The sequence below is a fragment of the Maribacter algae genome (genome assembly GCF_047345745.1).
In the GTDB taxonomy this organism is placed as follows: Bacteria; Bacteroidota; Bacteroidia; order Flavobacteriales; family Flavobacteriaceae; genus Maribacter.
On the sequence record NZ_JBLFES010000001.1, the window covers coordinates 456,353 to 469,724 of the forward strand.

Consider the following 13,372-nt stretch of genomic DNA (forward strand, 5'->3'; position numbering starts at 1 on the left):
TGCTATTAGTCTAGTTTGTCTTCAATAAGGTTATAAAAGTCTTGGAGGGTCACTACGTTTGCGAAATCTTCGCCTACCAATTTCACTCCAAAATTACTTTCTACGGCCACTACTAAATCTACGAAGTCCAAACTATCCAAACCTACGGTATCCTTTAGGTTGGCACCGGGTTCCAATACTTCTTCCTCAACCTCAAAATCATCGATGAGGAAGTCGTTTATTTTCTCAATAATGGTTTCCTTGGTCATTATCATTTTAAGCTAGCAATTTTTTATAATCAAGGCGGAATTCGTCCCGCCAAATCCAAATGAATTGGACAAAAATACATCAATTTTTTTATCTACCGTTTTAGTAGCGATGTTCAATTTAGCCGAATCCTCGTCGGGCTTTTCCAAATTTATATTTGGTGCAATAAAGCTGTTTTTCATCATGAGCATGGAATAGATGACCTCGCTTGCCCCCGCCATCCAACATTCATGTCCGGTCATTGACTTTGTGGAACTTACTAATGGGGTACTCTCACCAAATACATCATGAATGGCCTTTGCTTCATTGGCATCACCCACCGGTGTAGATGTTGCGTGCGCATTTACATAATCTATGGCAGATGCTTCCATACTTGCATCTTTCAATGCCTTGTTCATGGCCCGGGAAGGACCTTCTACGTTCGGTGTAGAAATATGGGCACCATTGGATGAGAATCCGTAACCCACAACTTCACCCAAAATAGGCGCACCCCTTTTTAGGGCCGACTCATAACTTTCCAAAATCAACGTAGCACCACCTCCACTGGGAATAAGTCCATTTCTTTGGCTATCAAAAGGCCGTGATGCTTTTGTGGGCTCGTCTTGCCGAATGGCAAAAACCCCAAGACCATCAAAACTGGCCATAGCGATATGATTTATTTCTTGTGCACCTCCTGCAATAATACAATCTTGTAAACCGCTTTTTATTAAATGGTATGCCATACCAATGGAATGTGAGCCACTGGCACAGGCGGCACTTATGGTATAGTTTACTCCCGTAAGTTTAAATATGGTAGAGAGGTTCATGGTTACCGTAGAATTCATCGCCTTGAAAATAGCTCCAGAACCTACTAAAGTCGTATCCTTTTTTTCTTTTATGGTTTCTATGGATTCCACTACTGCCAAAGCCGTACTGTCATTGCCATAAATAATACCTACCTCTTTCGTATCAAAAAAATCTTGATCGATTCCCGCATTTTTCATAGCTTCAATTGTGGCCATGTAAGCATATCTGCTTTCTTCACCTAAACTAACGCGTTGTCTCCTGGATAATAAGCCTTTTAAATCTGGGTCTTCAACAAAACCGGTAAGTGCAGATCGGTATCCAAAATCGGTACGGACCTGGTCATAGATAATGCCGGATTTACCTTTGTAAAGCGAATCCTTTACTTCGGCCAGATTCTTGCCTATGCAAGAATAAATCCCCATACCTGTTATGACTACTCTATTCATTTAATTCTATTCCATTAAGAATATATTCCGCCGTTGATATTGATTACTTCACCTGTAATATAAGACGCTTTGTCAGACGCCAAAAAGGAAACCACATGGGCCACTTCCTCTGCTTTTCCAAATCTGTTCAACGGAATCATTTTCTTTAATTCCGATTCATCCAACTCGGCAGTCATATCGGTGGCAATAAAGCCTGGTGCAACGGCATTTACAGTAACGTTTCTTTTTGCTACTTCTTGTGCCAAAGCTTTAGTAGCTCCTATAACGGCACTTTTTGCCGCAGAATAATTGGTCTGGCCAGGAGTACCTTTTAATCCGGAAACAGAGACCATGTTGATAATCCTACCGTATTTGTTCACCAATAATTTCTGAATGAGGGCATTGGTCACGTTAAAGAAACCATTTAGACTAGTGTTAATGACGGAAGACCAATCTTCTTGGGTCATCCACATAAACATGCCATCCTTTGTAATTCCTGCATTATTGACCAAGACTTCAATAATCCCATCCTCGTTGGTTTCATGCCAGTTTTCTAAAGTGGATTTTACACTTTCGGCATCCGTAACGTCAAATTGGAGTAACTCACCGGTTCCACCCGATTCAGAAACCATTTCAAGGGTTTCCTCGGCCGCCTGTTTGTTACCTTGGTAGTTTATAAGCAATCTATAATCTAAATCTTTGGCCAATTGTAAACAAATGGCCCTACCTATTCCTCTAGAGCCACCTGTAATCAGCGCATATTTTGTTTTTTCTTTCTTCATTCGCAATTATTTCCGAGATGGGGGTAGGGTTACTTCATGTTAACAAACGGCTCTGCATTCTGGTACCATTTGTTCCCTAAGAGTTCCCCTTTGGTATTAAAGAATCCCCAACCTTTTTTGGATTTTAATCGAGCTATATCTCCATTAAAACCTTTATCGTTGTTTCCAGCAAGGAATGCCAAGCCGGCAGTGATGCTATAATCCGTTGGGATGATCATATTTCCCGAAGTATCAATAAATCCCCAATCTTTCTCTTTTACGGGAGCCAGGCCATTATCTGAAAAAACTTCTGCATCCTTATATTGTAAAGCTATCACGGTTTCCCCATCTGGATTAATGAATCCCCATTGTTTTCCGTTGGCCACAGGTGCCAAACCTTTGGAAAATGCACGGGCCTTATCAAAAGTTGGTTCTATAACCCATTCTCCTTTTGAATTCACAAAACCTGTTTTCTTATTTTTTCTTGCATAGGTGAGTCCGGAATCTCCATGGAAATTCCATATTTTATCGGCACCGGCCACAACATTGAAGTTGCCATTATGTATGATGCCAAAAGCTTCCCCTTTTTTTCCATAAACCCCAAATTCACTGTAGGTATTTCCTATTTCATCGTACTCAAAAGGAATTATGGTTTTACCTGTACTGTCAATCATTCCCCAAGAATCTCCTTTTCGGGCTTTGGCATAACCATTCCTAAATTTTTTGACCTCTTCAAAGCTAGGCTCCATAATCATTTTACCGTCCGTTCCAAGGAGCCCCACTTGGTCGTCTTTTTTGATGAGTGCCACGCCGTCAATAAAATCGAAATATTTATCGGCAATGGGTGTATCCAGTTTTTTGCCGGATTTATCAATGTAGTGCCATTGGTCGCTCTGTAATACCAAAGCATATCCAGAATTGAAATATTTTACTTTATCATATTCAGGCTCAAGTGCCCATTCCCCGGAAGAGTCTATGAATCCCCAGGATTTTCCTTTCTCCACGGCGGCCAGTCCCTCGGAGAAACTTTTTGCTTTTGTAAACTGTGGTTTTATTACATATTCCCCTGATTTATTGATGTATCCAAAAAGGCCATCTTCACGGACCAAGGCCAATTCTTGCGCAAACGAAAAAGTGAGACAAAAGGTTAACAATAAGGTTAAAAATGATTTCATGACTTCTTATTTTGATGGTTTATAATATAGTTCTTAACTTCATTAACATACGGGTACATGACCTCGTCTTCTTTGAACGGGGGAACTATCTTACGAACGGCGTCGTACATTTTTTTGGTCTTGGAAGAAACTTTGTCCTGTACACCAAGATATTCTATGGCCTGTACAACGGTTATCATTTCTATCGCTACGACTTCAAACGCATTTTCAATTACCTTCTTTGCAATAAGTGCCGCATTGGTGCCCATGCTTACAATATCCTGATTATCATTATTGTTCGGAATACTGTGTACATACATTGGGTTGGAAAGCATTTGGTTTTCGGCCGTAGTGGAGGTAGCCGTAAACTGCACGCCCTGCATTCCAAAGTTTAACCCTAAGGTACCTAAATTTACGAATGGAGGCAAAATATCGTTTAGCTTTGAATTCAACAAATAATTGAGCTGCCTTTCTGCCAGCATACTCATTTTGGTCACCACAATTTTAAGCTTGTCCATTTCTAGGGAGACATAGTCCCCATGAAAATTTCCTCCGTGGTAAACATGTTGTTTTTCTACATTTACGATTGGGTTGTCATTAGCAGAATTCACCTCTTCAATAAGGATGCGCTCTACTTCGTCCAAAGTATCCAAAACAGGTCCCAATATTTGGGGAACGCATCGTATGGAATAGTATTCCTGTACTTTTTCCTCAAAAACGGAAACTCCGTTATTATCGGTATATAAATGGTGTTCGCGTTTTCGCGTAAGCGTGCTGTCCTCTAGATGACTTCTCATGGAACGTGCTATTTCACGCTGGCCCAAATGCTTCTTGGTTTGATTTAGATCATAGGAAAGATGGTCGTCATACGCTTCCATAATTTCATTGATGGCGGACGAACAGCAAATGACCCATTCTAATAAACGTCTTGTATAAATCGTATTTACGATACCGATTCCAGTCATTACGGAAGTTCCGTTAATGAGACCCAGACCTTCCCGTAATGCTACCGATATCGGTGTAATGCCTTCCAACCTAAAAACCTCCGCTGTAGGTTTCCTATCTCCTTTGTAGAAAACTTCCCCTTCACCTATCAGTACCAAGGCCAAATGTGCCAATTGCACTAAATCCCCACTGGCACCCACACCTCCATGCTCATAAATTAGCGGTATAATATCTCTGTTCAGCAGTTCTGTCATCACCTCGATAACAGAAATATGTACTCCGGAATTACCTAAACTCAAGGTATTCAATCTGGCCAACATGGCCGCTTTCACATATTTGGGGGGTATAGGATTACCAGTGCCCGAAGCATGGCTTCTGATAAGGTTATATTGTAACTGTATGGTCTCGGAATCCTTTATTTTGTATTGGGCCATAGGTCCAAAACCGGTATTTACGCCGTAGATGACCTTGTTTTTAGAAAATTCCTTTAAAAAATCAAAACTCTTCTGAACCCTGTCTACTAATGTCTGGTGTAGCGTGACGGATTTTCCTTCAAAAATCACATCATAAAACTCCGTTATTCCTAACTTCTCTTTAATTTCTGGCATGTATGGTTGATTCTATCCGGTATAAATAATACCTTAGTGCGTAAAAATAAGCAACTTGATTCGCAAAAATAAAATATTTACAGACTTTGCAACAAGAATCAAGTCAAAATAAAACTATGGGAAGGGAAAAAGTTGATGTCCTTATAATTGGTGCCGGTCCATCGGGTTCCGTGGCCGCATCTTATCTTCATAACAATGGGTTTACCGTAAAGGTTGTCGAGAAAAATAAATTTCCACGTTTTGTTATTGGTGAAAGCCTTATTCCAAGATGTATGGACCATTTTGAAGCGGTCGGTTTAATAGACTGCCTGAAGGAAAAAGGCTTTGAGGTGAAGACCGGAGCACGGTTTTTACAGGGACCAAAGGCTTGTGAGTTCGATTTTAGTAAAAAACATACGGATGGTTGGAATTGGACATGGCAGGTGCCAAGGGCAGAATTTGACAAAACCCTTACGGATGAACTTGAAAGGAGAGGAATCGATATCGATTTTGAGAAAGAAGTGACCGCTGTAGAGTTCTCCGAGGATGGGAGTTCCGCGACCACCATTTTGGATATTGATGGAAATTCATCACAAATTGAAGCAAAATATATTATAGATTCCAGCGGTTTTGGGAGGGTGCTGCCCAGACTGTTAGGTTTGGACAAGCCTTCCGAAATACCCAAACATTCCTCCATTTTTACCCATGTAGAGGATGTTAGGCGACCGGAAGGTTGGGAAGGCCATCGTATTACTTTTGACATTGTAAGCCGGGAAACTTGGCTATGGGTGATTCCTTTTTCCAACGGCTACACGAGCATCGGCTACGTTGGTCCTACGAATTATCTAGAATCTTTTAAAGGTAACAATGAAGACAAGCTTAGGGAAATGATGAAACTGAGCAGCCATTATTTAGACCGTTTTGAAGGTCTGCCCTATGCATTTGAACCTAAAATGATAAAGAACATTGCCAAATCCGTAACGAAACTATACGGTGACGGTTTTGTATTGACCGGAAACAGTGCTGAGTTTTTAGATCCCGTTTTTTCCTCTGGAGTAACCTTTGCCACCGAGTCTGCCCATTTGGCCGCAAAAATGATCGCGAAAGAATTAAAGGGCGAAACGGTAGATTGGGAAACGGATTATTCGCAACATATGTTAGATGGCGTAAATGTATTTTCGACCTATGTAAAGGAATGGTATACTGGGAATCTCCAGAAAATATTCTTTACGGATTCCGAAAACCCGGTTATAAAATCACAGATATGCGCTGTTTTGGCAGGTTATGTTTGGGATCAGACGAATCCGTTCGTAAAAAATCATCATAGATTGGTCCGCACTGTAGCGCATATTACGGATATGGAGAAGGAAGCGGCAGCGACTTCGTTCAAATAACCTTATGTTTTTCTGTGTAAAAATTTAGAAAGGATACGTCCTAAGTTTTCATAGGCAGCAGTTATTCGTATGGCATCGGTATTTCCACCTTCAACTGCTTCTGTTTTTATTGTTTCAGAAGTATAAAGAATGTCACTTTTTTGCTCTGTTCTATAAATTTTCATTACTACTTCTAACTTGGTATGCTCATAATATACTGTAATATAATATCCCGGATAAGTTAACAAAGTTGTTATTTCTATAGTGAAATCACTTTCCTCATCAGTTGAAATATTCACTTCTCTTTTTTTCAATTGAAAATCATTGAAGGATTTTATGAAAGCCGGTTCGTATAGGTTTTTTCTATTACTAAACCATTCCTCCTTAAATTTTTCTCCCAAACCATTTTGAACCTTTTCTTTTTTATTAAATTGGAATTGAAGGAAATCTCTCTCTGAGTCATATTTCGGAATCCTCATTGAATCGGAATCTACATACTTAAATTCAATATTGTAATCTAAAATACCTTTAAGCTTTTCTAAGCTCCCATTTGCAGTTCTAATTTTTTGAGCATGTAAAAAATGAGAAGAAACTATTATTAATGAAGTAATTTTTAGGCTTAGTAAGAGTATATTTTTCAATTAAAGAATAGTTGTTTTTAACAATAATTATTTTGCTTTCTTTTTTATCAGTCCGGCTATGGATTTGGCAAGTTTTGCATAGGCTTCGGAAATTCTATAACCTGTATTAAAATCATAACCTGCAGCTCCTCCTCCCGGTACATCTACATATTTGCCTGAAAAGATAATGGTTTCCGGATTTGCCGTTTCATAAACTTTTATAGTAGCGTCTATCTTGGCATTTTGTCTCCAAACACCCACGTTGTAACCCGCATAGATAAGATTGGTATGAACCAACATGGTATATTGCGCATCGTTTAAATCCTTTCCAACGGTAACGGCGCCATCAAAACGCTTATTAAAAGACTCGATAAATTTTGGTTCGTAAAATTCTTCCCTATCCGAAAGCCATGAATTCTTGAATTTTTCTCCACCGCCGGCTTCTTTTTCCTCACGCGCCTGCATTTTATCGGCTAAAAAGTCCTCCTCGGAATCATATTTTGGGATTTCCAGATTGGAGTAATCAAATTCCAAAGTGTAACTGGTGATTCCTTTCAAATTTTTAATATCTCCGTCCAGTGACTTATATTTTTGTGCAGAGGCAACGGTTGTTCCTATACAAAGAAAAATCAGGATTATTTTTTTCATGGCTATCGGTATTTGAAGGTTGTCAAATTCATAAGAAAGGTACGGAAACTTTTGAGTAATTCAATGCGGTTCCAATGCAGTCTTGTTTCTGTCCGGTTAACGATATGTTACTTCATTTAATCAATTAAAAAACAGAAGTTCCATCGTTTTAACTGTTTCTTTGTAATATTACAAGATTATTTTATTCGTTCATTCATAATTCTTCGCTTCCTTACGTGGCCTTAATTCATAAAATAAAGCAATTAGAGAAAGTAAATATGCTTTCCAAACACGAACAATTGGTGTTGGGAATTATTGAGGCAATAGATAGTGGAGTTCTTAAAACGGGCGACCAACTCCCTTCTATAAACGCGATGGTGGCCGAGATGGGCTTCGCCAGAAAAACCATAGTAAAAGCCTATGAAGAGCTCAAGGAACGGGGATTGGTAGAGTCAAAAAAATTAAAGGGCTATTTTATTATAAGCGAGGAAACAAAAGTGACCTTGAAGATCGCTTTGCTATTGTTTTCATTTCAACGTTTTCAGGAAGAATTTTACAATACCTTCAGAAAAGAACTGGGCAAACGTTTTCAGATAGATGTTTTTTTTCACCATAACAATCTTTCCATGTTCGAGTCCATGATGACCAATATCATGGGCAAGTACGGAATGTATGTGATAGCTCCCATACAGCACCCTTCGGTAAAAGTAATGCTCAAGGCCATAGCGCCTAAAAAACTATTGGTGATCGATAGATTTTTATCCGTTGGAAAAGAATACTCCTATATCTCTCAGGAGTTTGAAGTATCTACCTATTCCAAATTGGTAGAACTGTTGCCATCCATAAGAAAATTTAAAAAATTCAATTTATTTTTTTTGGAAAATGCCGATTACCCTTTAGGTATATTGAAAGCCTATAAGCGCTTCTTGGAAGATTACAAGATACAGGGCGAAGTTTTGGAAAATTATGACTCCGGCATGTTGGAAAAAGGAAATCTTTATTTCTTTATCAGTGACACCTATTTATGGGAAGTGCTTCGTGATGCAAGAAACGAAGAATATATTGTAGGCAGGGATATAGGTATATTGTCCCATGACGACCATACCGTTAAGGAGTTGGTAGCTGGTGGTATTACCACCATTTCTACAGACTTCAAGGAGATGGCAAGGAAGGCGGCAAAGCACATTAAAAATGGCGAGACTTCCCAAATTATAATGCCTTCCAATCTTATACGGCGAAATTCTCTTTAGCGTCGTAAAGATCCCAAAAGATACCGACCGCTATTCTCGCCATACTTAGTCGCCTAATCTATAGCTTACTCACATGAATACCGTACCATCTGCTGTAACAACACATTATCTTAGTGTTTCTCCAAATTAAATTACAGTAGTTTTACCAGGAACGGGTACGGAATAGAATCCGTCTTCATTTGGCATGACCGGTGGTTTTGTGTTCCAGGACAGTTCATCGGGAACCAGTTTTAAATCAGACTTCATAGCTTCACCCCATGTAACTACTTTTCCGCTATAGGTGGCCATTCTTCCCAAAATAGCGGCCATTGTACTTTTAGCTCCATATTCACCGTTATTAATCGTTTCGTTGTTCCTTATTGCGGCAAAAAGCTGGTTATGTTCCTCTTGATATGGATTATGACCTTCACTGTTGGAAATGGAGTGCAATTCTTTTCCGTTTAAGTCTACAATTTTAGCAATACCGGCATCATTAGTAACCACAGAACCTTTTGTGCCTTGAAATGCCTCTCCTACACGATTCATAGTATTTGGCTGATGTCTGCATTGACTGGCAACAACAGCTCCGCTAGGGTAGGTGTATTCTACAAAATGATGGTCAAATATCTCTCCATGTTCCTTTCCTGTACGAACCGTTCTACCACCCATTCCCTGTGCCGAAACAGGATATTCCCCAATAAACCAGTTGGCTACATCAATATTATGTATGTGTTGTTCCAAAATATGATCTCCGCATAACCAATTGAAATAATACCAGTTTCGCATCTGATACTCCATTTCCGTATATTCTGGTTTTCGAGGTCTTACCCAAACCCCGGCACTGTTCCAGTATACTTGACCGGAAACTATTTTACCTATAGTATCCTGTTTGATCAAATCCAATGTTTTTAAATAGTTTTCTTGGTAGTGGCGTTGTAAACCTACTACCACATTTAACTTTTTGGCTTTGGCCACTTCTGCCATTTCCAAAACTTTCCGAATACCGGGTACATCCGTAGCCAATGGTTTTTCCATAAAGATGTGCTTGTCATTTTCTACGGCATAGGCAAAATGTTGTGGCCTAAATCCTGGAGGAGTTGCCAAAATAACTACATCCGAAAGCTCTATCGCTTTTTTGTAAGCATCAAAACCTACAAATCGGTTTTTTTCCTTCACGTTTATCTTCCCCGTTCCTTCATACTTTTCGCTTAGATTATTAAAACTGGAAGTTAGCCTATCCTCAAAAGCATCTGCCATAGCTACCAATTCAACATTGTCATCTGCCTGTAATGCCTGATCGGCCGCTCCTGAACCCCTGCCTCCACAACCTACAAGGGCAAGCTTCAATTTCTTATTTTCAAAAACATTGGCCATAGCGCCAACTTCCAAAGTGGGCAATAACATACCTGCCGATAATAGCGTTGTATTCTTAACAAAATCTCTTCGTGTATTCTTACTGTTTGAAGCTTTATCTTTTTTCATGGTTCTATTTATTGGTTTTACAGGTTTTATTTTTTTAACCAGAAATTATCCTGATTTTCTTTATCCGGAGTCTTGTAGGGTCTCACTATTCTAAATCCCACGAATGGTGCATCTGTATTCCACCACTTACTTTTTGGAAACTGTGGGTCCCGTTGTTTCCAAACAGGTTTTGACGCCTGCCTTGAGGCACTTCTTAAATCCTTTGGACCGTCCTTATATGAACCTCCGCGAACCGCTGCCGGAAATTCTTTTTTAACAGGGACAAATTGGCCATACTTTTTCTCATAAGCATCAACAACGTATTGATCCAAGGTCCATTCCGCAACATTGCCGTATATATCATATAATCCCCAAGGATTTGGCTTTTTTTGACCTACTTTATGATAGGTCTCATTACTATTTGCACTATACCAAGCGTAGGATGATAAAGAATCATTTTCCGAGAAGAAATAAGGTTCACTGCTACCGGCCCTTGCGGCATATTCCCATTCTGCCTCTGTTGGCAATCTATAGAAATTTCCGGTAACCGCTGAAAGCCATTCGCAGAACTTGGATGCACCCAATTGCGTTATGTTTCCTACAGGAAGGTTTTTACCTGTTCCCATACCTAAACTCATATCTACATAGGGAATAGTAGCTCCCGAAACGGCATCAGGTGTTATGGAAACCTCTTGCCCTTTTTCACTATACTTGGCGTTGTCCAAACTTCGCTCTAAAAAAAGGTGGTATACATTCCAAGTTATCTCCTTGCTTGCCATCCAAAAACCTTCAATCTTTACATCTCGTTGCGGACCTTCGTCATTCTCTCGACCTACTTCATTATTTGGACTTCCCATTTTAAATTCTCCTGATGTAACAGGTACCATTTCTATAGTGAAATCACTATTGGGCAATACTTGAACATATTTATTCTTTTGGGAATAACTCCAAAATAGGGGAACAACTAAAAATAATATTAAAATAGGATTGGTTTTCACAATCAAAACGCATCTGATTTTTTATAGGCTTCAATAACTGCCAATTCCCCTTCTTTTCCTTCTCCACTGTTTCCGTGCTCCATGCCCATAATACCATCAAATCCTTTTGAATGGATATGTTTGAACACATTCTTATAGTTGATTTCCCCTGTTGTAGGTTCATTTCTACCTGGATTATCCCCAATTTGAAAATAGGCTATCTCTTCCCAGCAAGCATCTATATTTGGAATAAGGTTACCCTCTTGGATTTGTTGATGGTAGATGTCAAAAAGTATTTTACAGGACGGACTATCCACAGCTTTGCAAACTTCATGGGCCTGTGGACTCTCCGTAAGGAATAAGCCTGGATGATCTCTAAAATTGAGAGGTTCCAAAACCATAATCAACCCATGAGGTTCTAAAATAGCACTGGCCCTTTTTAAGCTTTCAACAACATTTGCTGTTTGATACCCCATGCTAAGCCTTAAATCTAAATGGCCCGGGACTACGGTCATCCATTTGGCATTTACTCTTTTGGCAACTTCAACGGAAGCTTTAATTTCACTTAAAAATTTTTCCCTAAGTGTTTCGTCACCGTTGGTAAGATTGGGTTCTTTCCAATAGATTTCATGAGCGACAAAAACACCCATCTGTAAATTTCTTTTGCCCATAGTTTTAGCCATTTGCTCTTGTAGGGCTAAAGGGCGTTGCTTCATTCCGTTATCTTCAAAAGCGGTGAAACCCTGATCTGCCATAAATTCGAGCTCTGCGATCGGGTCATTGCCGGCATGATTTTTAAACATCCCGATATGCGGCGCATAATTCAATTGAAAAGTGTTTTTTAGCACTTCATTCGCTACATTTTTTGATGCATAGGCACCAACACCTGTTAATCCTACCGCAGTAGAGGCAATTAGGTTCTTTTGAATAAAATCCCTTCTTTTCATTATCGGTGTGATTTATTATTTAAAAAATTCGACTCTTAAGATAATGATAATCAAATAGAAGTCATCCAAATAGAAAAAATCAATTTGACTATACTTTAAAATAAACATTCTTCTTGTCCAGAAAATAAGTTATGTACCAAAACATAAAAAGGACAAAGAGCGCATTTACAACTGCAATACCATCATCGCCAACCCCAATAGGTTGTAACAACCCATTGGTAAAGATTTTACCAAACCCCCTAAACCATTGTACGCCTACCGTTTCCGCAAACAGATAAATAAAAATGGAATTGGTACCGACTACTGAAAAAATACGCATCCATTTTCCGGTATTTCCCTTTACATCAATGAACCAATAGAACAACGTTAAAATCAAAATTGTAATCCCCCCGGACAATAAAGTAAAAGAAGTAGTGGCCAGTCTTTTTATGATGGGGGTTATATTGAATATTTCCAAAGCAATACCTAACAACACAGCAATGCCACCCCAAAGCAAAAAGGTTTTTAGCTTTTTAATGGCGTCACCTTTTTTGAGCAATATCTGTCCGCATAATACTCCCCAAATGGTGTGTGCCGCCGTTGGGATAAAATTTATGGTAACCCAACCGTCATCATTAATCTTGCCCATGAATATTTGATCCATAAAGGAACCAAAACTTGCTCTTTGATTGTAAGGAGCTGAAGGGTCGTATGTTCTATACAGTATTTCGGTCAGTACCAATAGTGCGACTGAAATCAGCAACTGATTACGGTGCGATAAATTCATAATGCTATAGGCAATTAGAATGGTAAAAGCCAACTGTACCAGAACGTTCCAGAGTTCCCAGACCAAGGCATGACTGTACACACAGTGTAATAGCACCCCAAATGCGAACAGTAAAAAACATCTTTTTAAAATATGTTTGGTTACACTGCCTTTTGTGCTTTTCGTTAAGCGTTTACCAATTGAAAAAGGCATGGCAACACCAACGATAAACATGAAAAAGGGTTGTATTAAATCCCAAAAACGAAATCCATGCCATGGATGATGGTGCAATTGTTTGGCCAAGACAGAAAGAAACGGTTGGTCTTTTACCAGTTCATAAAAATTATGATGAAACCCTGCCGCTTCTGCAATAAGTAAAAACATGGTCAACCCTCGAAATACGTCTAAAGAAAAAAGTCTCTTACTCAACGTTGTTGTTTTTTCTTTCTTCAGATTCGGCTTATTTGGATGTTCCATGGTTGATTTTTA

At 39.2% G+C, this 13,372-nt stretch carries 13 protein-coding genes; 2 read left to right on the top strand and 11 right to left on the bottom strand.

Annotation, left to right across the window (positions count from 1 at the left end; translation table 11 throughout):
* Nucleotides 1–5: 5 nt before the first annotated feature.
* The 5 genes from ACKWBX_RS02110 to flxA are packed head-to-tail and all read right to left on the bottom strand — an operon-like array spanning nt 6 to nt 4,925.
* Entirely contained in the window at nt 6–248 is a 243-nt protein-coding gene (locus tag ACKWBX_RS02110; protein WP_413966990.1) for an acyl carrier protein, read from the bottom strand.
* A 12-nt stretch (nt 249–260) separates the two neighbouring features.
* Nucleotides 261–1,478 carry a beta-ketoacyl-[acyl-carrier-protein] synthase family protein gene (locus ACKWBX_RS02115; RefSeq protein WP_413966991.1) on the bottom strand — a complete coding sequence of 406 codons (1,218 nt, stop codon included), beginning with the start codon at nt 1,476–1,478 and terminating at the stop codon, nt 261–263.
* A gap of 14 nt (nt 1,479–1,492) precedes the next feature.
* Nucleotides 1,493–2,239 carry a flexirubin biosynthesis SDR family reductase FlxB gene (gene flxB / locus ACKWBX_RS02120; RefSeq protein ID WP_413966992.1) on the bottom strand — a complete coding sequence of 249 codons (747 nt, stop codon included), beginning with the start codon at nt 2,237–2,239 and terminating at the stop codon, nt 1,493–1,495.
* A 29-nt stretch (nt 2,240–2,268) separates the two neighbouring features.
* On the bottom strand, nt 2,269–3,393 hold the full coding sequence (locus ACKWBX_RS02125) for a WG repeat-containing protein (RefSeq protein WP_413966993.1): 1,125 nt from the start codon (nt 3,391–3,393) through the stop codon (nt 2,269–2,271).
* Nucleotides 3,390–4,925, bottom strand: coding sequence for a flexirubin biosynthesis tyrosine ammonia-lyase FlxA (gene flxA, locus ACKWBX_RS02130; RefSeq protein ID WP_413966994.1), 1,536 nt, complete (start codon nt 4,923–4,925; stop codon nt 3,390–3,392). Before flxA ends, ACKWBX_RS02125 begins: the two co-directional genes overlap by 4 nt.
* Nucleotides 4,926–5,041: 116 nt before the next feature.
* Here flxA and ACKWBX_RS02135 point away from each other — a divergent pair, with 116 nt between their 5' ends.
* Nucleotides 5,042–6,298, top strand: a complete 1,257-nt coding sequence (locus ACKWBX_RS02135; RefSeq protein ID WP_413966995.1) for an NAD(P)/FAD-dependent oxidoreductase — start codon at nt 5,042–5,044, stop codon at nt 6,296–6,298.
* Nucleotides 6,299–6,300: 2 nt separating this feature from the next.
* On the opposite strand, the gene ACKWBX_RS02140 is transcribed toward ACKWBX_RS02135, so the two are convergent.
* Together ACKWBX_RS02140 and ACKWBX_RS02145 are read right to left on the bottom strand one after the other, a co-directional pair.
* A complete protein-coding gene (locus tag ACKWBX_RS02140) occupies nt 6,301–6,918 on the bottom strand; it encodes a hypothetical protein (protein ID WP_413966996.1) in 618 nt (205 codons plus the stop codon).
* A gap of 27 nt (nt 6,919–6,945) precedes the next feature.
* Nucleotides 6,946–7,545 carry a hypothetical protein gene (locus tag ACKWBX_RS02145; RefSeq protein WP_413966997.1) on the bottom strand — a complete coding sequence of 200 codons (600 nt, stop codon included), beginning with the start codon at nt 7,543–7,545 and terminating at the stop codon, nt 6,946–6,948.
* A 257-nt stretch (nt 7,546–7,802) separates the two neighbouring features.
* Here ACKWBX_RS02145 and ACKWBX_RS02150 point away from each other — a divergent pair, with 257 nt between their 5' ends.
* Nucleotides 7,803–8,774 (top strand): GntR family transcriptional regulator, encoded by a 972-nt coding sequence (locus ACKWBX_RS02150; RefSeq protein WP_413966998.1) that lies wholly within the window; start codon nt 7,803–7,805, stop codon nt 8,772–8,774.
* Between the two features lie 126 nt (nt 8,775–8,900).
* Here ACKWBX_RS02150 and ACKWBX_RS02155 read toward each other — a convergent pair whose 3' ends face one another.
* The 4 genes from ACKWBX_RS02155 to ACKWBX_RS02170 all read right to left on the bottom strand — a co-directional run bounded on the left by ACKWBX_RS02155 (nt 8,901) and on the right by ACKWBX_RS02170 (nt 13,312).
* Complete coding sequence (locus tag ACKWBX_RS02155) at nt 8,901–10,235, bottom strand: Gfo/Idh/MocA family protein (protein WP_413966999.1); 1,335 nt, start codon at nt 10,233–10,235, stop codon at nt 8,901–8,903.
* 26 nt (nt 10,236–10,261) lie between these two features.
* Nucleotides 10,262–11,212 carry a formylglycine-generating enzyme family protein gene (locus tag ACKWBX_RS02160; protein WP_413967974.1) on the bottom strand — a complete coding sequence of 317 codons (951 nt, stop codon included), beginning with the start codon at nt 11,210–11,212 and terminating at the stop codon, nt 10,262–10,264.
* Nucleotides 11,213–11,214: 2 nt separating this feature from the next.
* Nucleotides 11,215–12,138: a hydroxypyruvate isomerase family protein gene (locus ACKWBX_RS02165; RefSeq protein ID WP_413967000.1), complete on the bottom strand. Its 924-nt coding sequence runs from the start codon at nt 12,136–12,138 to the stop codon at nt 11,215–11,217.
* An 88-nt stretch (nt 12,139–12,226) separates the two neighbouring features.
* Nucleotides 12,227–13,312: an acyltransferase family protein gene (locus ACKWBX_RS02170; protein ID WP_413967001.1), complete on the bottom strand. Its 1,086-nt coding sequence runs from the start codon at nt 13,310–13,312 to the stop codon at nt 12,227–12,229.
* Between the last annotated feature and the right edge of the window lie 60 nt (nt 13,313–13,372).